The organism is Mycobacterium sp. E1747 (assembly GCF_001667775.1).
GTDB lineage: Bacteria > Actinomycetota > Actinomycetes > Mycobacteriales > Mycobacteriaceae > Mycobacterium.
The window spans coordinates 1-23989 of sequence record NZ_LZJI01000029.1; the positions used below are offsets into that span (position 1 = coordinate 1).

General features: G+C 64.8%; 17 protein-coding genes, 1 tRNA gene and 1 pseudogene. 11 read left to right on the plus strand and 8 right to left on the minus strand.

Going from position 1 to position 23989, the window contains the following annotated elements; genetic code table 11:
- Nucleotides 1-298: 298 nt before the first annotated feature.
- Nucleotides 299-1114 (plus strand): oxygenase MpaB family protein, encoded by an 816-nt coding sequence (locus A5695_RS02215; protein WP_068077666.1) that lies wholly within the window; start codon nt 299-301, stop codon nt 1112-1114.
- Here A5695_RS02215 and A5695_RS02220 read toward each other — a convergent pair.
- From A5695_RS02220 to A5695_RS02230, 3 genes and pseudogenes are all read right to left on the minus strand, one after another.
- Nucleotides 1111-2232 (minus strand): epoxide hydrolase family protein, encoded by a 1122-nt coding sequence (locus tag A5695_RS02220; protein ID WP_068077669.1) that lies wholly within the window; start codon nt 2230-2232, stop codon nt 1111-1113. The genes A5695_RS02215 and A5695_RS02220 overlap by 4 nt on opposite strands.
- 672 nt (nt 2233-2904) lie before the next feature.
- Nucleotides 2905-3402 (minus strand): annotated as a pseudogene (locus A5695_RS29340) (GNAT family N-acetyltransferase); the annotation flags it as partial.
- Nucleotides 3399-3674 carry a DUF1778 domain-containing protein gene (locus A5695_RS02230; RefSeq protein ID WP_068077604.1) on the minus strand — a complete coding sequence of 92 codons (276 nt, stop codon included), beginning with the start codon at nt 3672-3674 and terminating at the stop codon, nt 3399-3401. The pseudogene A5695_RS29340 and the gene A5695_RS02230, both read right to left, overlap by 4 nt.
- Before the next feature lie 143 nt (nt 3675-3817).
- Here A5695_RS02230 and A5695_RS02235 point away from each other — a divergent pair, with 143 nt between their 5' ends.
- Nucleotides 3818-4393, plus strand: coding sequence for a hypothetical protein (locus A5695_RS02235; RefSeq protein WP_156749418.1), 576 nt, complete (start codon nt 3818-3820; stop codon nt 4391-4393).
- A 430-nt stretch (nt 4394-4823) separates the two neighbouring features.
- On the opposite strand, the gene mobF is transcribed toward A5695_RS02235, so the two are convergent.
- Entirely contained in the window at nt 4824-7628 is a 2805-nt protein-coding gene (gene mobF, locus A5695_RS02240) for a MobF family relaxase (RefSeq protein ID WP_068077671.1), read from the minus strand.
- 478 nt (nt 7629-8106) lie between these two features.
- Between mobF and A5695_RS27095 the strand changes: the two genes are divergently transcribed.
- The 3 genes from A5695_RS27095 to A5695_RS28220 all read left to right on the plus strand — a co-directional run bounded on the left by A5695_RS27095 (nt 8107) and on the right by A5695_RS28220 (nt 13624).
- A complete protein-coding gene (locus A5695_RS27095; protein ID WP_082945800.1) occupies nt 8107-8304 on the plus strand; it encodes a helix-turn-helix domain-containing protein in 198 nt (65 codons plus the stop codon).
- A gap of 101 nt (nt 8305-8405) precedes the next feature.
- A complete protein-coding gene (gene xerC / locus A5695_RS02245) occupies nt 8406-9803 on the plus strand; it encodes a tyrosine recombinase XerC (RefSeq protein ID WP_068077608.1) in 1398 nt (465 codons plus the stop codon).
- A gap of 320 nt (nt 9804-10123) precedes the next feature.
- On the plus strand, nt 10124-13624 hold the full coding sequence (locus A5695_RS28220) for a lipopolysaccharide assembly protein LapB (RefSeq protein WP_156749419.1): 3501 nt from the start codon (nt 10124-10126) through the stop codon (nt 13622-13624).
- Between the two features lie 115 nt (nt 13625-13739).
- Here the strand turns inward: A5695_RS28220 and A5695_RS02255 are convergent.
- The 4 genes from A5695_RS02255 to A5695_RS02270 all read right to left on the minus strand — a co-directional run bounded on the left by A5695_RS02255 (nt 13740) and on the right by A5695_RS02270 (nt 15407).
- Nucleotides 13740-13814 (minus strand) — tRNA-Val (locus A5695_RS02255).
- A 46-nt stretch (nt 13815-13860) separates the two neighbouring features.
- Complete coding sequence (locus A5695_RS02260) at nt 13861-14322, minus strand: peroxiredoxin (RefSeq protein WP_068077612.1); 462 nt, start codon at nt 14320-14322, stop codon at nt 13861-13863.
- Nucleotides 14322-14744, minus strand: a complete 423-nt coding sequence (locus A5695_RS02265; RefSeq protein ID WP_068077614.1) for a DUF3052 domain-containing protein — start codon at nt 14742-14744, stop codon at nt 14322-14324. Before A5695_RS02265 ends, A5695_RS02260 begins: the two co-directional genes overlap by 1 nt.
- Nucleotides 14745-14825: 81 nt before the next feature.
- Nucleotides 14826-15407 (minus strand): hypothetical protein, encoded by a 582-nt coding sequence (locus A5695_RS02270; RefSeq protein ID WP_082945801.1) that lies wholly within the window; start codon nt 15405-15407, stop codon nt 14826-14828.
- Nucleotides 15408-15591: 184 nt separating this feature from the next.
- On the opposite strand from A5695_RS02270, the gene aceE reads away from it, so the two are divergent.
- The 6 genes from aceE (at nt 15592) to kasB (ending at nt 23979) form a co-directional block, all read left to right on the plus strand.
- Complete coding sequence (aceE, locus tag A5695_RS02275; RefSeq protein ID WP_068077618.1) at nt 15592-18378, plus strand: pyruvate dehydrogenase (acetyl-transferring), homodimeric type; 2787 nt, start codon at nt 15592-15594, stop codon at nt 18376-18378.
- Between the two features lie 206 nt (nt 18379-18584).
- On the plus strand, nt 18585-19907 hold the full coding sequence (locus A5695_RS02280; RefSeq protein WP_068077619.1) for a CdaR family transcriptional regulator: 1323 nt from the start codon (nt 18585-18587) through the stop codon (nt 19905-19907).
- 143 nt (nt 19908-20050) lie between these two features.
- Nucleotides 20051-20959 carry an ACP S-malonyltransferase gene (locus A5695_RS02285; RefSeq protein ID WP_068077621.1) on the plus strand — a complete coding sequence of 303 codons (909 nt, stop codon included), beginning with the start codon at nt 20051-20053 and terminating at the stop codon, nt 20957-20959.
- An 84-nt stretch (nt 20960-21043) separates the two neighbouring features.
- Nucleotides 21044-21388 carry a meromycolate extension acyl carrier protein AcpM gene (acpM, locus tag A5695_RS02290; RefSeq protein WP_068077623.1) on the plus strand — a complete coding sequence of 115 codons (345 nt, stop codon included), beginning with the start codon at nt 21044-21046 and terminating at the stop codon, nt 21386-21388.
- The gene (gene kasA, locus A5695_RS02295) at nt 21385-22635 is read left to right on the plus strand and encodes a 3-oxoacyl-ACP synthase KasA (protein WP_068077625.1); all 1251 of its coding nucleotides are present in this window, start codon (nt 21385-21387) and stop codon (nt 22633-22635) included. The genes acpM and kasA overlap by 4 nt, the downstream gene beginning before the upstream one ends.
- An 84-nt stretch (nt 22636-22719) precedes the next feature.
- A complete protein-coding gene (gene kasB, locus A5695_RS02300; RefSeq protein WP_068077627.1) occupies nt 22720-23979 on the plus strand; it encodes a 3-oxoacyl-ACP synthase KasB in 1260 nt (419 codons plus the stop codon).
- Nucleotides 23980-23989: the final 10 nt, after the last annotated feature.

The following is a 23989-nucleotide window of genomic DNA, read 5'->3' on the forward strand; positions in this document are numbered from 1 at the left end:
GGAGCAACAGCGCCGCCGGGTTCAGCAGGTCGGCGACCCGGGTCGCGGGCCGCTTCATCATCGCGGACGACGCCATGCTTTCGAGTGAACCACGACCCGGACGTTACAACCGGCCCAAAACGGGCACGCCTAGCCCATGAGCACCCAATTCGGTGTCCCGGCCTCCGGGCCGGCGCGCCACGCGGCGAGCGCACCGACGAGCGCGTTCGACTCGCCCCTGCTGATGTGGTGGGTGATCGTCGTGCTGATCGCCGCGGTGGTCGTCGCGGGCATCTTCGCCATGGCGTCGTCCGCGATGATGAAGCGGCCCGCGACCCGGGTCGCCGACCTGCTGAACCCGGCGGCGCTGTTGCTCCCCGCGGCGAACGTGATCATGCAGTTGTCCTTGCCGGGCGTCGGGTATGGGGTGCTGGAAAGCCCGGTGGACAGCGGCAACGTCTACAAGCACCCGTTCAAGCGGGCCCGCACCACCGGCACCTACCTGGCGGTCGCCACCATCGGGACCGATTCCGACCGCGCGTTGATCCGCGGCGCCGTCGACATCGCGCACCGGCAGGTTCGCTCGAAGTCGTCAAGCCCGGTGTCCTACAACGCATTCGACCCCAAGTTGCAGCTGTGGGTGGCCGCGTGCCTGTACCGCTATTTCGTGGACCAACACGAATTTCTGCACGGCCCGCTCGATGACACCACCGCCGAGGCCGTGTATCTCGACGGCGCGCGGCTGGGCACCACTCTGCAGGTGCCCGAGGGCATGTGGCCGCCCGACCGGGCGGCGTTCGACGCGTACTGGAAGCGCTCGCTCGACGAGCTGCGCATCGACCCTCCGGTGCGGGAGCATCTGCGCGGCGTGGCGTCGCTGGCTTTCCTGCCGTGGCCGTTGCGCATCTTGGCCGGCCCGTTGAATCTCTTTGCGACGAAGGGGTTTCTGGCTCCGGAATTTCGCGCACTGATGCAGTTGGACTGGTCGCGGCGCCAGCAGCGGCGGTTCGAGTGGCTGCTGTCCGCGCTGCGGCTGGCAGATCTCTTCCTACCGCGCGGGATCTGGATCCTCGGCTATCAGATCTACCTGTGGGACATGCGGTTTCGTGCGCGACGGGGTTGGCCGATCGTCTAGCCCCGCACCGTCGCGAAGAATGTGCGCACGTCGTCGACGAACAGGGCCGGTTGCTCGAATGCGGCGAAGTGCCCGCCGCGCTCCATCGTCGTCCAATGCGTGATGTTGTAGACCGGCTCACACCAGCTTCTTGGCGCCTTCAGCAGCTCGTGCGGGAAAGCCGCTACGCCCGTGGGCAATTCAACACGGTCCAACTGCCCAAACACCTTGAAGCTCTCCCAGTACAGGCGGGCCGAGGACGCGCCGGTGTCGCTCACCCAATAGACCATCACGTTGTCGAGGAGCTCGTCACGGGTGAACACGTTTTCCGGGTGGCCGTCGCAATCGGCCCACGCCCAGAACTTCTCGACGATCCACGCCAGCTGCCCCACCGGCGAATCGGCCAGCCCGTAGCCCAACGTCTGAGGGCGGGTGGACTGCTGCTTGGAATAGCCGGTGCCCCACTTGCGGTGCTCGGTCAGCGCGGCCATCGCCCGCTGCTCTTCTTCGGTCGGGTTCTTCAGGGACTCCGGGGTCGGCCGCCCGATCGGCATGTTGAGGTGGATCGCCGCGCAGTGGCCCCCGTTTCGCCCGATCTGAGTGGTCACCGCGGCGCCCCAGTTGCCGCCCTGTGCCCCGTAGCGGTCGTAGCCCAGGCGCAGCATCAGCGTCTCCCATGCCTCGGCGATCTTCTCCACGCCCCAGCCCGTGCGCGTCGGTTTGCCGGAGAACCCGTATCCCGGCAGCGACGGGCAGACCACGTGGAAGGCGTCTTGCGCGCTGCCGGACACCGGGTTGGTCAGCGGCTCGATCACCTTGTGGAACTCCACGATCGAGCCGGGCCAGCCGTGAGTGATCAGCAGCGGGAACGCGTCGTCGTGCGGCGAGCGGTGGTGGATGAAATGGATATCCAGGCCGTCGATTTGGGTGGTGAACTGGTCGAAGCGGTTCAGCGCCGCCTCGCGCGACCGCCAGTCGTATTCGTCGGCCCAGTAGCCGGCCAGCTCGCGGGTGTAGGCCAGCGGCATGCCCTGGCTCCAGTCGTCCACGCATTCGGCGTCCGGCCATCGCGTGCGCGTCAGCCGCGACCGCAGGTCGTCCAGGACCGCGTCGGGGACGTCGATGCGAAACGGTTCCACGGATTCGCCATTCACGGCGCGAGCGTAACGCCAGCGCGACAATCGAGGCCGACGGCCGCCCTGGCGTGACGCTCGCGCAGACCGGAAAGCTATGAGTGGGCGCGGACGGTATCGAACCGCCGACCGCTGGTGTGTAAATGGTTTTTTGACGTATTTCTGGCGTCTCGTCTGATGTGTTGGATGCGGATCAACGCAGGTCAGCGCGTCGCAGCCGTTTCACGGCGTCGACGGCCTATCGCCTGTTTTTGCGCGTCTTGGCACACTCTCGGCACAACGGGGGGTCGGGGTCGTTGCCCCCCGTTGGACGCGATCCCTTCCCCTAAGTAGCCGATGCTTTCGCTTTCTTCAGTCGTTGCCGTCGAACGCCTCGCGGATCTCATCGTCGGTCACATCGTTATCGTCACCGACGATGACGCCAGTACCGTCCGACAGCGTCACCGTCCGCAATTCTCGGTCAACGAAGCCCGTGATTTCTCGCGCAAGAGCTAGCGCCGACTCGGCGCCGTCTGGGACAAGCTCGCGCAAACGCTCAGCATTCGCGAGCATCGAAAGGGCGACAAGGCGTTTGAACTGCTCGTCGGTCAACGATTCCAGATGGTCACGGTCCGCACCCCCGGCAACCATGTCTTCGATCAAAGCCCGACGCTGGCTTGCTTGGTCCGGTTGTCCCAAGCCCGCGACGCTCGCCTTCGCATCTTTGATCAGCAACATCAGATGGAGGGGGTCCGTGGGTGTCGGCTCGAATTGGTAGCGGAGGTAGAACCGCTTTGCTTCGTCGTGAAGCGCGTGGACGAGAATCGCTCGGACGCCGATCTGGTCGGCGACTTCAACGCAACGCGCAATTGCGTCGCGCAGCAGGTTCTCGCCTAGCCCACAGCCTTGGTGTTTACGATCAATCGCAAGGCGGGACAACAGGATCACAGGTATCGGGTCGGGCATATTTCGGCGGAACTTGCCGCTGGATCCGGAATGAGACACCGACCCCGAGGCGATGGCGTAGTAGCCGACAACTCGACCATCTAGGCAGGTGACGAAACACCGGGACGCTCCACCGATGTGGTTAGCTAACGCCCTTTTCCGCAGGTAATCGTCGAGGCTGGATTCGCCGCTGTCGAAGCCCTCGGTGTCGTCGTCGGCGCTGATCGGCCTTGGAAGGGTGTAAGCGCTCACGCTTCGGGATCGAATAACGACGGCTTGGCGAATAGCTTTGCCAACGCGGGTTTGTACTGGACCGGCCGGTCAAGTAAGGCGTTGAACTCGGACCATGCGGCGTCGTCGACCAGGAAGTGCCGGCGGTCCGCCAGCACGTCACGCGCGTGCGCAATGGTCGCGGTCACCGTGAAAGTGGTGAGGTCTGTCCCCTCGACCTCGGCAGCATGGCGAATTAGCGCATCCTGCTCAGGGGTCAGGCGCACCGCGAAACGTTCAGACTTCGTAGCCATGCCTCCATTGTGTGCCTGATAGGCGTACACGTCAATCAGGCGCCTGCGTGCTGCCGGATTTCCACCCCATCCGAATCTGACGTTTAGAAAGATTATTTGCCTTCGGGAGCATCATGAAGCTCCGCGGGACGCACAATGACTAGATGACAGCTGAGATAACGCCAACCGCATCGTCGGCAGCCCGGTTCGCTCAGCTGCAAGCAGCCGAAGCGATGGAAGAATCCGCCTTGAACCACGACCGCCTCGCGATCCTCAGTGAAATCATCGCAGTCTCCAGCCGCAAACCGGATGTCCACATGGAGAGGGCGCGCGACTACAGGAAACAAGCCGCTGATGACCGCAAGTTGGCGACGACGTTCCTTCGGCTAGCCAAGCTGACGCCTAGGCCTGACGAGTCCTCGTCGGAACCAACGCCAAGCTGCGACGAGCTTGACACTCAACGACCGGTCCACTTCGACGTAAACGACGGATGGCACGAGGTCGCCGCGAAGGCCGACCGCCTAGCGTCCTCGGTCCGCAGCGAGCGCCTCGAGATCAAGCTCACCGGTTATCGGAGCGACATGCTCTCAAACGCTGCGACAGCTGCCAGCCTCCGCGCAAAATTCTTGGTCGACCAATCCGAGGCCCTACTGGTAGCCCGCCGAAACGCACGGCAGTTGCTGTCTTTGGAAGACATAGACCCCAGCACATCGCGGGATCTAGAGCTAGAACACGGATAACCCACTAACCTGCCTGCCAGTGCTCCGCGTTCCTTCGTCCGCTTCAGAATTGTCCCCCAGTAGACCCCGGCATTGCCGCCAGCACGCTATCCCAATCCGGCTCGGGACAACGGCGAAATGGCGCGGGGTACACGAAGTGGTCAATTCATCTTGAGATGAGCTTGACTGCAACGCCGTTCGCATCATCGCACTTGGGGTTTATCACCTGCACCTGCCGGGGACAGCCACCCTTTTCTGATCGCCGGCGGACGGGCGGGGTGATGGCTTCGAAGTACTACGTGGTGTGAAAAGCCGACGCAAAGTGCGCGCGGGCGATCCAGTGGCACCGTCACGACGACCTACAGAAGCGACGGCCGACCTTCGACGTCCGTGAGAAGCGGTTGGCCAACGGAGCCGGGGGCACGAAACGATTGGTTCGCTGCACGTTCGGTCATAGTTCAATTCCGTAGTCCGTGCTGCGGTGCTGGCTTCTGCTGAGGTGCCGGTCTCGGGCCTGGGCGATGTCGCGGTCACGCGCTCGTTGCTCGGCCTGCCGGGTCTGGTAGCTCTCGTGGCGTCTGTGGTAGGCCGAAGCCCGCCTGTTGAGGAGGTTGTGGACACGTTCAGGTAGTGCGTGATGGAGTCCGCGTGCCGCGTAGTCGTGGGCGCTGACCGCCGATTCGTCGTTGGCGAGAATGCGGTGGACGAGCGTGGTCGCTTCGCGGCTGTCACCCCGCCGGGCGATGTGAGCACCAGCAGATGATTCATGGCCGAATTCGGTTGCCTCGGCTATGTGTTCGTAGATGTAGGAGTGGTTGACGATGCGTCCGCGGGTCATGGCGACGTAGAACAGGTTACGGCTGGTGTCCTCGCGTAAGACGGCGATACTGGCATCGGCGGTGACTCCTTGCGCAGAGTGCACGGTCACGGCGTAGCCGAGGTTGACATACTCGCGGAAATACTCGTGGCCGAAGACGACACGGGCTTTGTCGTCGAGGCGTTCGGCACCAATGAGATTGCGTTCGGTGTCGATGGCGGCCACCCGCCATCGGTTTCCGTTGCGCACTGTCGCCTGCTGCTCAGCGTTTTGGGACCCAGGACGAATGCCGATCGTGCTGTCGTTGCGGCGGCTGATGATCACATCACCGACCGAGACCCTCTGCCCGCGGGCTACCACGACTGCGGTCGAACTGGGGTCGATACGGCTGCGGTGGATACGAAGATTGAGAGCGTCAGCCATCTCGGTTGAGCCACACACCAGCAGCGCGTCACGCCCCAACATGGTCTGGGCGCTGTAGGCACCGAGAGCGTCCTCCGCCATCGTTATCACCTCGCCGCAGTGCAGCCGGTCGTGGGTGCGATACCACTCCAGCGCGTCGCGAACCGCTTTCGATTCACCGTCGCGAAGCGCTAGAGACGCACGGCGTTCGTCGGGGTCGGACATCCGCCACACTTCGGACAGCTTCTGCGTCCAGGGCAGATCACTGCAGAGTTGAGCGAACATGCCACCGCGCGCTTTGACTGGCGCCAACTGGTAGGCATCACCGACCAGAACAGTTTTGGCCCCCGCCTGCGTGGTGGCGGTCAGAAGCTGGCGCAGGTCGTCAGTGCCGATCATGCCTGCCTCATCAACCACCACGAGGGTGCTGTGCTTGAGTTCCAACGTGCCGGCGCGCAGCGCGTGCAGGGATTTCGCGATGGTCATGCCGTCGTCGCCAGCGCCCTCGCGTATCGCGACGTCGACCGCTTGACCGGTCGGTGCCAACACCAGAACGTTCGCGCCGAATCGTTTGCGCACCGCCCCAGCCAGAGCCCGCAGAGAGGTGGTTTTGCCGGCGCCCGCCGGAGCGCACAAGGGCTGGACCAACCACGGCGAACGGCCGATATTCTCCACCGCGGCCTTCTGCTCCGGCGACAATCCCGCGGTGTCCTCCTCGTTCACCCACAGCATGGCACGCGGGTTCTGCGCGTCGACCATGTCGAGCAGCGCGGCTTCTTCGGCCAGGATCCGCGCCAGGGTGAACCGCTCATGGCCCTCGCGTTCATGCGCGGCGCGTGGCGCGGTTAACCGCATTCCAACCTCGTCGACCGCGACCTCCACCGCGGCACGCGGTGGCTGCTCGCCGTCGACCGGGAGTTGCGCGCCGACGATCTCGACAAGATCCGCGCGGGTGAACACCGCTTTCTCGATTTTCTCCGCCGCCGCGGCCAGCTGCGCCTTACTCAGCGAGGCCCGCGGCGCGGCGCGCCGCGCCGCAAGCGCTTCCAGAAATGCCGCGGGGTCAACGGCCAGCCCCCGCGCATCGGCGCGCCACTGCTGCTGCAGCTGGCTCCACGCCAGCTCCTCCGGCTTGGCGGGGCGCGTTGCCTTCTGCGCCGCCGCGAGCTGCACCGCGCTCAATTTCTCGTCCACCGCGGCCAGGTTGTGGGCGGCCCACTCGCGCAACTGCGAGGAGCGGCGCGACCACGCATTGATGGTGTCGCGACTAATCCCTGCGATCTCCGCCATCCCGGTTGCGGGATCGACCGGCGCCCACTCAATCCCCAGCGAATGGTGCAGTTCCCGCCGCAACGTGGCCTGATAGATCACCCCGGCGGCGCGGGCCTCGTGGTACAACGACGTCCCATCCAACGACACCATGCGGCCATCCGCACGGGCCTGTCGGTTCGGCACGATCACATGGGTATGCAAGTGCGGGTCCCCGCACCGCGACGTCTCATGCTGATACGCCACCGCCACCAATCCCGGCAACCGCACGAGATCCTTCTCCCCAGTGGCGGGGTTGTGCACCCTGGTGTAGCCGGCATGCGCGCCCAGGTACTCCATCGCCTCACCCAGCGCGGCGGTGTGCGCCGTGGCGATCGCTTTCTGCGCGATGTCATCTCCGCGCAGCGCCCGCACCAGTGACACACTCTTGGGAGCGGCGAACGTCAAATCAAAGCCGTGCACTCCGCGGGCACCGAATGCGCGGCCCCGCGTACCGTTGGGTGCGACCCCGTCATCAAGCCAACGCGCCACGACTCTCGCGTCTGCCTCTCCGCCTGCGCGCTGCACATCACTCAAACCCACCAGCCGCGCGGCCGTGTGCTCATCTCCAGCACACACCCACACCGGCGTACGAGTCTCATGCTCGGAGTAGTACTCCCCCAGCCCGCCATTCGCGCGTTGCAGATCCGAATTTGCGCGCGAAGCCGTTGTGGCGGTGTCGATGTAGTAGTTGATCGACCACCGCTTGAGCTTCGAGATTGTCAACACCAGCGAGCCCACTCACAGACCGGAGATTCGGCGCTTACTGCGCCACAACCATTCTCGCACCCTTGTGCAAATGTGCCAGCAGGACTTGGGGAGGTGAGACAGATGAGATGAATTGATGTAAGTGTAATGGGGACAGAGGATTTGGGACGTAGTGGTATGTAATGATGTGGCAGCATGGGCGGACGCTGACGTCGGAGAACATTGGGTAGAGGACATGAGGGTAGGAGCGGAAGCCGCTGCCTCAACGCGGAACGTATTCGCAGCCGTGGCATTGGATGGTGCCGATGATGCCCGGCGCAAAAATCTGTGCATGAAGCGTCAGTGGAGCGACTTACAGTTGTGTTAGTCGGCTCGATGGATGCCACACCGGGGCGATCATCCCGCCCGTTGCGGTCCACACCCTCTGGGCATCAATCGCATAAAGCACCTGCTGCGACACCTGGTCGGTCAGCAGGGCCTCCCGAAGGGTGATGATGAGATGCAAGACAGCGTATTTAACAACTTGCCGCTGCTACTGCCCGTGCCTCAAGCAGCCGCACTACTGGGAGTGAGCCGCGCCGCGGCGTACCGGCTGGCAGCTTCTGGTGAACTGCCAACCCGCCGGCTCGGCGGCCGGGTGTACATCGTGACATCCGGCCTGCGCGACCTGGTTGCGCTGCATGGCGAATCGGCATAAGTAGCCGCGTCCGCGCGGACGCGAGGTCTCACGAACCTCATGGAGCACGAGGGCTGTCGCTTTGGCGGCTGTGAAGAATTCACGAACGAGCTGGAGATCCGATGACCAACAACCCTGACGAGGCGTCATCGAAGCGAGCCCGTCGCGCGGAGCCGATCACGCGGCGCACCGCTAAGAACGGCAGTGTCGCTTATACGTTCCAGCTCGACATCGGTGTCCGGCCTGACGGGTCTCGCGAACGACAGCGGTTCACCTTCCCGACGCTGGCTCAGGCTCGCCGCGAGTACCGGCGCATCTCGACTGAGGTCGCCGCCGGCGCATTCGTGAAGCGGAATCCAACGACGGTGGCCGAGTTCCTGATGGGTTGGCTGGATGGCCGACGTGACATCAGGCCCAACACCCTTCAGGGATACCGAAATCACCTCAAACCTGTCATCGAGCATCTTGGCGAGATGCCCCTGCAGCAGCTTCGTATCGCAGACGTCGACGCATTGGTGATTCTGCGGCTCGAAGGGCAGCCAGTCCCCCAACGCGACAGACGGGGTAGGCGTGCAGCGGAGGTGCTCGCATTCCTCCGCGCTCAACCCGATGGCGCGCAGTACTCGGATATCTATGCCGCTCTTGGTAACTCGGGTATCAAGGCGCTGGATCGGCTTGTAACAGCCGGTGACGTACTGCGGCCAACGCGGGGCCGTTACGTGGCGGCCGAGCCCGCAGATCCAAAGCGTCCGAAGGTCCCCGGCGGAGTCACCGCGCGAACAGTTGTGAGCATGCTCGTAGTCCTGTCGGCAGCGCTCGATGATGCGATGAGACAGGGCTTGGTGACCCGCAACGTCGCACGCATGGTCAAGCGTCCAGCGATCAAGCACTACGAGATGGCCACATGGACACCTCAGCAAGCGACGCAGTTTCGGGACCACATCCGTAATGATCGACTTGCAGCGTGCTGGCTGCTCACGCTCGCGGGGCTGCGGCGATCAGAGATCCTGGGGCTGCGGTGCTCCGATGTGGACTTCGACGCGGGCACAGTGTCCGTGGCCCAGGGCCGCGTCGTGGTCCAAGGAGTTGGAACGGTGACAGGTGATCCGAAGTCGAAGCGATCACGACGCGTTTTGCCCATGCCTCCCGAGATTCTCGCCGCGCTACGCACATTCAAGGTTCAGCAGGCCGCAGAGCGGCTCGCGTTGGGGAACGGTTACCAAGAGAGCGCACTGGTGGCCGTCAACGAGGACGGATCGCCGATTCGGCCAGAAACTTACTCGGCTGAATTCGCACGCCAGTCGAAAGCTGCTGGTGTGCCGCCAATTCGGCTACACGATGTGCGCCACACTGCTGCGACGATGCTACTGGATGGTGGAACCACTTCGATCGCGACCGCGAAGTGGTTGGGCCATGATCCCGCCATAACGCTGCGGGTATACGGGCATGTCTATGACGACGCGCTGGCAGCAGCCGGCAACGCTCTGATGGGCCGGACTCGTGCGGGCGACCTCGCGTAGATCCAAAGGGTGCCGCTCAGTTCGGAAGAGAACGCAGTCGGCATAGCCAGCGGCTCATTCTCTGTTGTGAGGGCCGGTTGGGGGCCGCTGCCGAGCTGCATGGCGCACCGTGGACGGTTGGCTGCGTACCTACTACGGCGGCGGCTCGGCGTGAAAACCAATACGCAGCGATGTCGGTGGAACGTCGTAAGCTGGCGCGGCCTGGACTTCGGTCGAGCTCACCGAGTCTCGTCCAAATAAAGCGAGCCATGTATGGAGGCGTTGTGGTAGCGGAATGGGCCATCTCCTTGGCGAAGACTGTAGGACCATCCGCAGGGAAATTGGCCGCGAAGCCGCTCAAGGGCATATACCTGCCCTGGCTGGTTGCTTTTACCGCCCGAAGACAAGCGAAGAAAAAACAACTTGGCGTAATGCCGTACTGGAAGCTGCGCAAATACCTCAGTACTGGTCACGCCCTTGCGGCGTTTAGGACCGGCGATCCAGCGCGATTCGAAGAAGTCGGGCAAGCGTTACAACTCCTCTCCCAGCGCTCAGATGCCAAGAATAAAGTGGAGGCAGAGGGATCCCTTGCAGCGATCTTGCTGGAGGCGTACACCGCATCACTCGACCCAAACATAAACGTCGCCATGTACAGCGCCATCACGGTCGAAAAGATCGGATCAAAACTCGATGAACGGGATTCCACACGCCACATTGCAGACACGGCGTTCGAGCGGAACCTCGACCTCATCCCGCCTCATCGGGTACAGGAGGCCCGCGAGCTCAGAGGCGGCTGGCCTGCTGTAACACAATTCGTCCATGAATTTGTACATTCGAGCGACCGAAGGTCGGCGCTAATTTCTTGGCATCACAATCCTCCGACTTGGTTTCAATCGCTCCCTTCCCAGGCCATCGTATGGTTTGCAAGTCTGGCGATTGACTATGGCCTTCGCGAGATAGCGTCCGCAGCATTTGAGGCGGCAATCGATGCCGGTGCGACACCGGAGGCGCGATTGCGGACTCGTCAAATCCTGTCAACTACCGAAGACATCGCGGAATTAGGGCCGTTACTCGCAGCGTATGCAGACGACGACCCGATCGCATCCGCGATATGTAGGGCCACCGCCGAAAGCTACTCCGCGGCGGCAACAGAACTTCGGAACTGGGAGCCTGAGTCCCAGTCCGACAACGCCCGAAAAATCGTGCTGCTGTCCCAGCTAGTCTCAGCCGACGACATAACCGAGGCGATTGCCCTTTGCCAGCATGGTGCGACTCAATACCGGAGCGCCACCTGCTACGCCCTTCTCGCAAGATTCCTTGTAATCCGTGGCGGAGCGAGAACGACCCCGTTAGATTTTGCGGATCTTGAACGAGCTCTCGAAGCGGCCCTCACCGCACGTGACGCAATTCGGGCATGGGACGGCCCGAGTGAAGAGGCGGTAGGAATCGCCATCGTTGCTGCTCGACTCCTCGGTCGAACGCAGCAAGCCTGGCGCCTAGCGTCTCGACCACCGGAGGGGACGGCTACATCGCGCGAAGCTGCGAGTATCGAAGTTCGTCGAGAGGCGGCGACGATGGCGGCGCAAGTAAAGACACCCCAAGTCGCTCGCGAACTGGCGGTCGGAACGGGACCAAGGACAGAACACGAAGTTGAGGCGCTCATCGCCCTTTTCGGCCGGGACGACGATACCGCGCTCGCTCAGTTCCGTGCGGCGATTGAGCACGTAGTCGAACCACGTGAAATTGAACAGCTGAGCCTGCAAATTGCTCTGCTCGGCGCCCGCTCACCGAAGATCGAACAACTGCCGGCGGAGAAGCAGGAGGAGCTCAATCTTATTGCTGACGCCCGCAACGGCAGTGACGAAGCGATCTCCATTCTTCGCACGCGTGCCAGGTCTAGCCGCTTACTAGCGCGGGTGCTGATCAGCCTTGCGATTGATACCGAGAATGCCCGAGGGGTGGCGGAACAAGCCGAGCAGTCGGGCCGGAGGTGGTCAGACCCTGACTTTTTACTCATGGCGGCTGAGGTGTATATCGATCTCCAGGAGTTCGACTCGGCCGTGCAATGCGCTCAGGAAGCACTGCGTCTCGGCGGCCCGGCCTGGGAAGGGGCGCTGCGCGCTCACAACGTAAAGGTACAGGCATTTACCGTACGTGGCATGTGGGCGCCAGCAGTCAACGTCGCGATGGACGTCCTTTCCAGCGATCCCGAAAACCGCAGTGCTGCATGGGCTTTGACCCTGTGTCAGTATCATCTAGGGCGGTTTGAGCAAGCTTGGAAGTCATACACCGAAGTAGGTAACCGGCCCGCACCTCGCGATGAGCAGGAAGCACTAATTCGGTTAGACCTGTGGCGTCGGTTCGAGCGCAACGCATCCAACATCGACACGCTTAGCTCCATCCTTGAACAGTTTAGTAATAGCCGAGCAGTCAAAGCGTCGGTGGTTAGTTCACTTTTTGGCATTCCGCTTGACGACGACGACTCCGAAACGGCTGAACGCATCCGTCGGATGATCGCGCCTCTACTTGAAGAACTACCAGATGTCTTCGTCCAGCAGGAGATTGATCCAGACAACCCCCTGCAATCGTTTCGTGACCTCCTCCGCGATGAGCCAGATACATCCGAGCAAGACGCAAGGCTCGAAGAAGGCCGATTCCCAGTCGGCATGTCAGCGACACTGCACCGGCGAACCTTGACCGAAGTTCTGGCCATCCGATCCCGTGCACCTCTCTTCGCGGGTGACGCCGAAACCTTCGAGACAGAAGTCTCCACGGCCTCAGCGGCTATGGGATCGCAGGTACTCGTCGACCTGACGGCTCTGTATGCAATCTCAGTGGTGAACGAGCCGTTGTCGGACCTGCTCCTTGGATGCTTTCTCGAGCCTACGGCCGCTCGCGCGCAACTCATCGACTCCATTCAAGGCTGCGATCGATTGGCCACGCTCTCAACGTTGCAGATTGGACTGGCTTCGGATGGCTCTGCCGTCCCAATTTCCATTTCGACCGAGGAGGCGGAAGCTCGATATCAACGAGCTCAACGTATCCGAGCGCAGTTCGAAAAGCTCACGACGAACGACACGCTCGACATTGCGAACTTCCCTGAGATTAGTTCAGCTGGCGCCAGCGCCGCCTTCGCGTGGATCTCCGCGCTTGATGCCGCGATAGAAGGCGGCCACCCGCTCTGGTGCGACGACCGCATGACCAGAAGGTTAGCTGCAGAGAAGGGAGTAAATTCATTCGGCACAGAGGCGCTAATCGAGGCACTCAGGCGAGGCGGCACGCTCGCTGACGATGTGGCGGTTGCGCACCAAGCTGAGCTCGTCGCGCATTATTTTGTCGGCCTGAGCTTCAGAAGCGATGTCCTAACCCACGCTGCAAATATCGACGGATGGAACCCCCGTGGATGCGCCGCCTTCATTGCTCACAGTGCTCCGATTCCTGACGCGGATCCGCTGATCGCGTTCGTGATCGACGCAGTCAGACGCAACATCGGCGACCCAGACTCGATGCGCGGTTGGATTGCGGCTGCTGCTTCTTGGCTCGTCGGCATTGCCCCGTCGGCTGCAGCCGCGCAGGCGAATCTCGAAATCCTGCTATCGATACTGCTGCAGCAGCCTTGGCTGGAATCAAGCAAGCTTCCCTTCGTTCTCCAAGGAATACGGGATGGGATCGGCACCAAAGATGTGCCTGACCCACTGAAGGACGTGATGGAGAAGCACTACCGCCTGTTGGCTCAGCAATCCAGCTGGGCCCAGGCGGCACAGTGGATCCGAGAATTATTCGCGTTGGCCAGCACGGAGGATCGCATCATCGCGGCCGGTGTCGTTCTCGGCGTCCGTTGACTCGTGCGATCTGGATGAGTCAACGCTTCAAGAACGTTGGCACACTCTCGGCACAACGGGGGGTTCGGGACTCTGACGAAAAGCCGGGGCGAAAGCCCTTGAACTGCAATTTTCTTGGTGGGCGCGGACGGTATCGAACCGCCGACCGCTGGTGTGTAAAACCAGAGCTCTACCACTGAGCTACGCGCCCGTGCCCGAGGCAGGCTACACGCACAACGCCCGAGTACCCAAAACTCTCAGCCCCGCAAAGCGCCCAGCGCGTCGGTCCACAGCCGCTGGTTGCGGGATTCGCCAGGTTGTTTCATCTCCGCGAAGCGGATGATGCCGGACCGGTCGATGACGAACGTGCCGCGATTGGGGTAGCCGGCCTCGTCGTTGAACACCCCGTAGGCCTGGCTGACCTCGCCGTGCGGCCAGAAGTCCGACAACACCGGGAAGGTGAACCCGCTTTCCAGCGACCAAATGCGGTGCGTGGGCGGCGGTCCCACCGAGATGGCCAGCGTCGCGCTGTCGTCGTTCTCATAGTCGGGCAGGTGATCGCGCAGTTGGTCCAGCTCGCCCTGGCAGATGCCGGTGAAGGCCAGCGGGAAGAACACCAGCAGCACATTCTTGGCGCCGCGGTAGGAGCTCAGGGTGACACGCTGTTGGTTCTGGTCGCGCAGTGTGAAGTCCGGGGCGGTGGCGCCGACGGGCAGCATCAACGCTTCCCGGTTCGGGACTTCGGCTGCACCAGTCGGCTGGCGCTCCAGTCACCCAGGTTGACCGACGACGTCGGCATCAGGCCGGCGGTCGGGGCCGCCTCAGCGATTTCGGCCGGCAGGACGTGGCCGGGCTTGCCGGTCTTGGGCGTCAGCACCCAGATCACGCCGTCCTCGGCCAGCGGCCCGATCGCGTCCATCAGGGTGTCCACCAGGTCGCCATCGCCGTCACGCCACCACAGCATCACGACGTCGACCACCTCGTCGGTGTCCTCGTCGAGCAGCTCAGCGCCACACGCTTCCTCGACGTCGGCCCGGATCTCGTCGTCGGTGTCCTCGTCCCAGCCCCATTCCTGGACAACTTGGTCTCGTTGGATGCCCAGTTTGCGAGCGTAGCTCGGGGCGTGATCCGCCGCGACCACCGTGGAGCCTCCTTATGCCGTTCCGCGCCGTGCGATGGGGATTATCGTCGCACAGCCGCAACCGCGTCGACACCCGCGCCTTTAGAAGGATGCCAGGCACAGTTTCAGCGCCTTCGTCTTGGCGTCGTTGAGCTGGTCCACGCGCCGATTGAACTCCCCCGTCGCGGCGTGGGTGCCGATCGCGTTGGCCACCCCGCGGGCCGCGTCGATATAGGTGTTGAACGCGTCCTTCAGCTGCTGGGACAGCGCATCGCTGAAGCTGTTGCCCACTGTGTCGGCGCTGTTGTTCAGCGCGTCGATGGCCGGGCCCTCCGTGGGGCCGGTGTTGCGACCCGCGTTGAACGCGCCGACAAAGATGTTGACCTTGTCGATCGCGTCCTTACTGGTGGTCGCCAGGTTGTCGCACGAGGTGCGCACCGCGCGCGTGGTCAGCGACTGCTGACGTTGGGACTCGCGGACGCGCGACGTCGCCGACGACGCGGACGCCGACGCGGAGACCGACTGCCGATACGCCGGCGCGACCTGGGTGTCGGGGGTGGCGGTGCCGTTGGTGACGGTGGTACACCCCACGATCCCCATCAGCGTCGTCGCGATACATCCGAGCGCCAAAGCGCCTCGCCTGGGGGAGCCCCCCGCAAGGACGGCACGCCATCCACTGAGCACAGCTGCTGACGTTACCGGGTGACCTCTTCGATCGTTCCGCCACGCACGGGTTCGTGTCCGCCGAGTGAACCCGCGTCAGCTACCCGATGTCGGCTAGCCGCGCGAATCGCCGGTGCGGCACGATAGAGGGAGACGGTGCACGGCACCCCGAGGGCACAAGCCCCGCCAACTACAGGAGAGTGCGTTGACAACCGAGTTCGCGCGCCACGATCTGGCCAAAACCTCTAGCAGCGCAAGCGAACCCGACCGCGTTCGGGTGATTCGCGAAGGCGTGGCGTCATACCTGCCCGACATCGACCCCGAAGAGACGTCGGAGTGGCTGGAGTCCTTCGACGAGTTGCTGGAGCGCTCCGGGCCGGCACGGGCCCGGTATTTGATGTTGCGGCTGCTGGAACGGGCCGGCGAGCAGCGCGTCGCCATTCCGGCGCTGACGTCAACCGATTATGTCAACACGATCCCCACCGAACTGGAGCCGTGGTTCCCCGGCGACGAGGACGTCGAGCGGCGCTTCCGGGCCTGGATCCGCTGGAACGCCGCCATCATGGTGCACCGCGCCCAGCGGCCGGGAGTCGGCGTCGGCGGCCACATTTCGACGTACGCGTCGTCGGCGGCGCTGTACGAGGTCGGCTTCAACCACTTCTTCCGGGGCAAATCGCATCCCGGCGGCGGCGACCAGGTGTTCATCCAGGGCCACGCGTCGCCCGGGATTTATGCGCGCGCCTTCCTCGAAGGCCGGCTCAGCGAGGACCGCCTCGACGGCTTCCGCCAGGAACACAGCCACGCCGCCGGCGGGCTGCCGTCCTACCCGCACCCACGGCTGATGCCCGACTTCTGGGAGTTCCCCACCGTGTCGATGGGCCTGGGCCCGCTCAACGCCATCTACCAGGCCCGGTTCAACCACTACCTGCACGACCGGGGCATCAAGGACACCTCCGACCAGCACGTGTGGTGCTTCCTGGGCGACGGCGAGATGGACGAGCCGGAGAGCCGCGGGCTGGCGCACGTCGGCGCGCTCGAGGGCCTGGACAACCTGACGTTCGTGATCAACTGCAACCTGCAGCGCCTCGACGGTCCGGTGCGCGGCAACGGCAAGATCATCCAGGAGCTGGAGTCGTTCTTCCGCGGGGCCGGCTGGAACGTCATCAAGGTGGTCTGGGGCCGCGAGTGGGACGCCCTGCTGCACGCCGATCGCGACGGCGCGTTGGTGAACCTGATGAACACCACCCCCGACGGTGACTACCAGACGTACAAGGCCAACGACGGCGCCTACGTGCGCGACCACTTCTTTGGCCGCGACCCGCGCACCAAGGCGCTCGTCGAGACCATGACCGACGCCGAGATCTGGAATCTCAAGCGCGGCGGCCACGACTACCGCAAGGTGTACGCCGCCTACCGGGCCGCCCTTGACCACAAGGGCCAGCCGACGGTGATCCTGGCCAAGACCATCAAGGGCTACTCGCTGGGCGCACACTTCCAGGGCCGCAACGCCACCCATCAGATGAAAAAGCTTGCGCTGGACGACCTTAAGCACTTCCGGGACTCCATGCGGATCCCGATCAGCGACGCCCAGCTGGACGAGAATCCCTACCTGCCGCCCTATTACCACCCCGGGCCGGACGCCCCGGAGATCCGCTACCTGCTCGACCGCCGGCGCACCCTCGGCGGCTTCCTGCCCGAGCGCCGCACTAAGGCCAAGGCGCTCAAGCTGCCGGGGCGCGAGATCTACGCCGCGCTGAAGAAGGGATCCGGCACCCAGGAGGTCGCCACCACCATGGCGACCGTGCGCACCTTCAAGGAAGTGTTGCGCGACAAGGAAGTTGGGCCGCGCATCGTGCCGATCATTCCCGACGAGGCGCGCACGTTCGGGATGGACTCGTGGTTCCCGTCGCTGAAGATCTACAACCGCCTCGGCCAGCTCTACACCGCCGTCGACGCCGAGCTGATGCTGGCGTACAAGGAGAGCGAAGTCGGGCAGATCCTGCACGAGGGCATCAACGAGGCGGGGTCGGTGGGCTCGTTCATCGCGGCCGGCACGTCGTACGCGACGCACAACGAGCCGATGATCCCGATCTACATCTTCTATTCGATGTTCGGATTCCAGCGCACCGGCGACGGGCTGTGGGCCGCCGCCGACCAGATGGCCCGCGGCTTCCTGCTCGGGGCCACCGCGGGGCGCACCACGCTGACCGGCGAGGGGTTGCAGCACGCCGACGGCCATTCGCTGCTGCTGGCCAGCACGAACCCCGCCGTCGTGGCCTACGACCCGGCGTTCGCCTACGAGATCGCCTACATCGTGGAAAGCGGGCTGGCGCGGATGTTCGGGGAGAACCCCGAGGACGTGTATTTCTACATGACGGTCTACAACGAGCCGTACGTGCAGCCGCCGGAGCCGGAGAACTTCGATCCCGAAGGCGTGCTGCGGGGCATCTACCGCTACCGCGCCGCCACCGAACAGCGCGCCAACACGGCGCACATCCTGGCCTCGGGGGTGGCGATGCCGTCGGCGCTGCAGGCGGCCGAGATGCTGGCCGAGTGGGATGTCGCCGCCGACGTGTGGTCGGTGACCAGCTGGGGCGAACTGAACCGCGACGGCCTGTCGGTCGAAAAGGCGAAGCTGCGCCACCCGGACCGGCCCGCCGGGACCGCCTACGTGACCGAGGCCTTGTCGAACGTCCGCGGGCCGGTGATCGCGGTGTCCGACTGGATGCGCGCCGTGCCCGAGCAGATCCGGCCGTGGGTGCCGGGCACCTTCGTCACGCTGGGCACCGACGGCTTCGGCTTCTCCGACACCCGGCCCGCCGCGCGGCGCTACTTCAACACCGACGCCGAGTCGCAGGTGGTGGCGGTGCTCGAGGCGTTGGCGCGCGACGGTGAGATCGACCCGTCGGTGCCGGTCGCGGCCGCCCGCCAGTACAAGATCGACGACGTCCAGGCCGCGCCCGAGCAGACGTCCGATCCCGGGGTGGCCTGAGCCCCCGCCCCCGCCCCGCCTCCCACCTCCTGCTCCGCTGTCGAGTGCGCGGCCAGCCGCACACTGGGCGACTGTGCGGCCAGCCCCACACTCGGCCGACCGTCCGCCGCCGAACTTCACGCCCGCGCCCCGGTTCCAGGGCCGGTGCGACGCAAAACGACCCCCTCTTTGGGGGATCCTTCCAAAATGTGGCGTAGGTTTTAGGGGTGAATGACAACCCGTTCGCTGGCCCATTCGCCAAGCAGCCTCGGTCCCCGCTGGAGCTGCTGGACACGGTGCCCGATTCCGTGTTGCGCCGGCTGAAGCAGCACTCCGGCCGGCTGGCCACCGAGGCCGTCTCGGTCATGCAGGACCGGCTGCCGTTCTTCGCCGACCTGGAAGCCTCGCAGCGGGCCAGCGTCGCGTTGGTGGTGCAGACGGCCATCAACAACTTCGTCGAGTGGATGCAGGACCCGCACAGCAACGTCAGCTACACCGCCGAGGCCTTCGAGCTGGTGCCGCAGGACCTCGCCCGCCGGATCGCGTTGCGGCACAGCGTCGACATGGTGCGCGTCACCATGGAGTTCTTCGAAGAGGTGCTGCCGCTGGTCGCCCGCTCCGAGGACCAGTTGACCGCCCTGACCGTGGGCGTCTTGAAGTACAGCCGCGACCTGGCGTTCACCTCCGCCTCGGCCTACGCGAACGCGGCCGAGGCGCGCGGCACCTGGGACAGCCGGATGGAGGCCAGCGTCGTCGACGCGGTGGTCCGCGGCGACACCGGCCCCGAGCTGTTGTCCCGCGCGGCGGCGCTGAACTGGGACACCACCGCCCCGGCGACCGTGGTGGTCGGAGTGCCCGCGCCCGGCCCCGACGGGTCGACCGGGCCGGGTGACGACCAGCGGGCCAGTCAGCACGTCCGCGACATCGCCGCCCGCCACGGCCGCGCGGCCCTCACCGACGTGCACGGCACCTGGCTGGTCGCCATCGTGTCCGGCCCACTGTCGCCAACTGACAAATTCCTCGGCGACCTGCTGGACGCCTTCTCCGACGGCCCGGTGGTCATCGGGCCCACCGCGCCGATGCTGACCGCCGCCTATCACAGCGCCAGCGAAGCGATTTCCGGGATGAACGCCGTCGGCGGCTGGCGCGGGGCGCCGAGGCCCGTCCAGGCCCGGGAACTCCTGCCCGAACGCGCCCTGATGGGCGACGCGTCGGCGATCGTCGCGCTGCACACCGACGTGATGGGACCGCTGGCCGACGCGGGGCCCACGCTCATCGAGACTCTTGACGCTTATTTAGATTGTGGCGGCGCGATTGAGGCTTGTGCCAGAAAGTTGTTCGTTCATCCAAATACGGTGCGCTACCGGCTCAAGCGGATCACCGACTTCACCGGACGCGATCCCACGCAGCCCCGCGATGCATACGTGCTGCGAGTGGCGGCGACAGTCGGCCAGCTCAACTACCCCACCCCAACCGCTAGCGTCGGCGCCAACCCCCTGCCCCCCGTTCCGCTGCCGGTCAGGGCCGCTGTCGTGGGTCAATCCGAGTAATAGTGACCCAGGCAACAGATAGCGGGACGGTATCGAACACGTAGCTTACGGAGCGGTTTTGTGGGGAGCACACAAAAACCTAAGACGAGGTTCATAATCTGTTACACCCGCCAAAACCGTTTCCACAGTGTTCTCTTAAACACGTGATTGCATTGCTTGCGCCTGGACAGGGTTCGCAGACCGAGGGGATGCTGTTGCCGTGGCTCGATCTGCCGGGTGCCGCGGACCAGCTCGAGCTGTGGTCGAAGGCCAGCGGCCTCGACCTGGTTCGGCTGGGCACGACCGCGTCGACCGAAGAGATCACCGACACCGCGGTCACTCAGCCCCTGGTCGTCGCCGCCACCTTGCTGGCCCACCTGGAGCTCACCAAGCGCGGCCTGCTGGCCGACCAGGACCTCATTGTCGCCGGTCACTCCGTCGGCGAGATCGCGGCGTACGCGATCGCCGGTGTGATGGCCGCCGATGACGCCGTCGCCCTGGCCGCCACCCGTGGCGCCGAAATGGCCAAGGCGTGCGCCATCGAGCCGACCGGCATGTCCGCGGTGCTCGGCGGCGACGAGGCCGAGGTGCTGGCCCGTCTCGAGCAGCTCGACCTGTTCCCCGCCAATCGCAACGCCGCCGGCCAGATCGTCGCGGCCGGTCCGCTGACGGCGCTGGAGAAGCTGGCCGAGGACCCGCCGGCCAAGGCCCGGGTGCGCGCCCTCGGCGTCGCCGGCGCGTTCCACACCAAGTACATGGCTCCGGCCCTCGACCGCTACGCCGCCGCGGCGGCCGCGGTCGCCACCGCCGAGCCCACCGCCACGCTGCTGTCCAATCGCGACGGCCAGCCCGTCGCCTCTGCGGCGGCGGCGATGGAGGCGCTGGTCGCCCAGCTCACCCAGCCGGTGCGCTGGGACCTGTGCACGGCGACCATGCGTGACCGGGAGATCACGGCCGCGGTGGAGTTCCCCCCTGCGGGCACTCTGACCGGCATCGCCAAACGCGAACTTCGGGGGGTTACGACCCGCGCCGTCAAGGCACCCGCAGACCTGGACGCACTGGCTGAACTGTAGAAAGCCGCATCCAGTACAACCACATAACGGTGGAATAAGAACGCTCTGTTCGATTAACACAACACATCACGAAGGGAAGACGCTGTGGCCGTCAGCCAGGAAGAAATCATCGCCGGTATCGCGGAGATCATCGAAGAGGTCACCGGTATCGAGCCGTCCGAGGTCACCCCGGAGAAGTCGTTCGTCGACGACCTGGACATCGACTCGCTGTCGATGGTTGAGATCGCGGTTCAGACCGAGGACAAGTACGGCGTGAAGATCCCGGACGAGGACCTCGCCGGTCTGCGCACCGTCGGTGACGTCGTCTCCTACATCCAGAAGCTCGAGGAAGAGAACCCCGAGGCTGCCGAGGCCCTGCGCGCCAAGCTGGAGACGGACAACCCCGACGCCGTCGCCAACGTCAAGGCGAGGATGGAAGCGGACAAGTGAGCAAGCCTTCCACTGCTAATGGCGGTTACCCCAGCGTTGTGGTAACCGCTGTCGCGGCGACGACGTCGATCGCGCCGGACATCGAGAGCACGTGGAAGGGTTTGTTGGCCGGCGAAAGCGGCATCCGCGTACTCGAGGACGAGTTCGTCAGCAAGTGGGACCTGCCCGTCAGGATCGGTGGTCACCTCAAGGAGCCCATCGACGAGCACATGAGCAGGCTCGATCTGCGGCGTATGTCGTACGTCCAGCGGCTGGCCAAGCTGCTCAGCACTCAGCTGTGGGAGTCCGCCGGAAGCCCGGAGGTCGACCCCGACCGGTTCTCGGTCGTGGTCGGCACCGGGCTCGGTGGCGCCGAGCGAATCGTCGAGAGCTACGACCTGATGAACGAGGGCGGGCCCCGCAAGGTGTCGCCGCTCGCCGTCCAGATGATCATGCCCAACGGCGCCGCGGCGGTGGTGGGTCTGCAGCTGGGCGCCCGGGCCGGGGTCATTACCCCGGTGTCGGCATGCTCGTCGGGCTCGGAGGCGATCGCGCACGCGTGGCGTCAGATCGCAATGGGTGACGCCGACTTCGCCGTCTGCGGCGGTGTCGAGGGTCCCATCGAGGCGCTGCCCATCGCGGCGTTCTCGATGATGCGGGCCATGTCCACCCGCAACGATGAGCCCGAACGCGCCTCGCGGCCGTTCGACAAGGACCGCGACGGCTTCGTGTTCGGCGAGGCCGGGGCCCTGATGATCATCGAGACCGAGGAGCACGCCAAGGCTCGCGGCGCCAAGCCGCTGGCCCGGTTGATGGGTGCGGGCATCACCTCGGACGCGTTCCACATGGTTGCGCCGGCCGCGGACGGCGTGCGTGCCGGCCGAGCCATGCAACGGTCGCTCGAGTTGGCTGGCTTGTCCCCCAAGGACATTGACCACGTCAACGCCCACGGCACGGCGACACCGATCGGCGACACGGCTGAGGCCAACGCCATCCGGGTCGCGGGCTGCGAGCAGGCGGCGGTGTACGCACCGAAGTCGGCGCTTGGCCACTCCATCGGCGCGGTCGGCGCGCTGGAATCTGCCCTCACGGTATTGAGCCTTCGGGACGGCGTGATACCGCCAACGTTGAACTACGAAACCCCAGATCCCGAGATCGAGCTTGATGTTGTCGCGGGCGAACCTCGCTACGGCGATTTCCGTTACGCCATCAACAACTCGTTCGGATTCGGTGGCCACAACGTAGCGCTCGCCTTCGGGCGGTACTGAGCACGACGTCCGGCGACGACGCGGGCTTCAGCAAGCGGCCCAAGGAGAAGCGGGACAAGTACGGAAGGAACGTTCGCAAGACCCATGACAGAGCTGGTTACCGGGAAAACGCTCCCGAACGTGGTCGTCACCGGCATCGCCATGACGACCGCTCTGGCCACTGACGCCGAGAACACCTGGAAGCTGTTGCAGGACGGCCAAAGTGGTATCCGTCCACTCGAGGACCCGTTCGTCGAGGAGTTCGACCTGCCGGTCAAGATCGGTGGGCACCTGTTGGAGGAATTCGACAGCCAGCTGACCCGTGTCGAGCTGCGCCGCACGGGCTACCTGCAGCGGATGTCGACCATCTTGAGCCGCCGGGTCTGGGAGAACGCCGGCTCGCCCGAGGTCGACTCCGACCGGCTGATGGTGTCCATCGGCACCGGCCTGGGCTCGTCGGAGGAGATGGTCTTCAGCTACGACGACATGCGCACCCGTGGCATGAAGGCGGTTTCGCCGCTCGGTGTGCAGAAGTACATGCCCAACGGCGCCGCGGCGGCGGTGGGCCTGGAACGGCACGCCAAGGCCGGCGTGATCACGCCAGTGTCGGCGTGCGCGTCCGGCTCCGAGGGTGTCGCCCAGGCGTGGCGCAACATCGTCTTCGGCGAGGCCGACATCGCCATCTGTGGTGGTGTCGAGACCAAGATCGAGGCGGTGCCGATCGCGGCGTTCGCCCAGATGCGCATCGTGATGTCGACCAAGAACGACGACCCGGCGGGTGCTTGCCGCCCGTTCGACCGGGATCGCACCGGCTTCGTGTTCGGCGAGGCGGGCGCGCTCATGGTGATCGAGACCGAGGAGCACGCCAAGGCTCGTGGGGCCAACATCCTGGCCCGCATCATGGGGGCCAGCATCACCTCGGACGGCTACCACATGGTCGCGCCGGACCCCAACGGGTTGCGGGCCGGGCATGCGATGAGCCGGGCGATCCAGCTGGCCGGCCTGAGCCCGAGCGACATCGACCACGTGAACGCACATGCCACCGGAACGTCGGTGGGTGACGTGGCGGAGAGCAAGGCGATCAACAACGCGCTGGGCCCCCACGGCGGCAACGCGGCCGTCTACGCACCGAAGGCGGCCCTGGGCCACTCGGTGGGCGCGGTGGGTGCGGTCGAGTCGATCCTGACCGTCCTCGCGCTGCGGGACCAGGTCGTTCCACCGACACTGAACCTGGAAAACCTCGATCCAGAAGTCGATTTGGACGTGGTGTCGGGCAAACCGCGGCCGGGCAAGTACGAGTACGCAATCAACAACTCGTTCGGTTTTGGCGGCCACAACGTAGCGATCGCCTTCGGGCGGTACTGATCCGCTTTCC

Excerpts from the sequence above, each read along its gene's own strand:
- A5695_RS02260 (WP_068077612.1), bottom strand. The coding sequence starts at position 14,322 with ATGCTGCCCGTCGGCGCCACCGCCCCGGACTTCACACTGCGCGACCAG.
- A5695_RS02230 (WP_068077604.1), bottom strand. The coding sequence starts at position 3,674 with ATGGCTACGAAGTCTGAACGTTTCGCGGTGCGCCTGACCCCTGAGCAG.
- A5695_RS27095 (WP_082945800.1), top strand. The coding sequence starts at position 8,107 with ATGCAAGACAGCGTATTTAACAACTTGCCGCTGCTACTGCCCGTGCCT.
- A5695_RS02235 (WP_156749418.1), top strand. The coding sequence starts at position 3,818 with ATGACAGCTGAGATAACGCCAACCGCATCGTCGGCAGCCCGGTTCGCT.
- xerC (WP_068077608.1), top strand. The coding sequence starts at position 8,406 with ATGACCAACAACCCTGACGAGGCGTCATCGAAGCGAGCCCGTCGCGCG.
- A5695_RS02215 (WP_068077666.1), top strand. The coding sequence starts at position 299 with ATGAAGCGGCCCGCGACCCGGGTCGCCGACCTGCTGAACCCGGCGGCG.
- kasB (WP_068077627.1), top strand. The coding sequence starts at position 22,720 with ATGACAGAGCTGGTTACCGGGAAAACGCTCCCGAACGTGGTCGTCACC.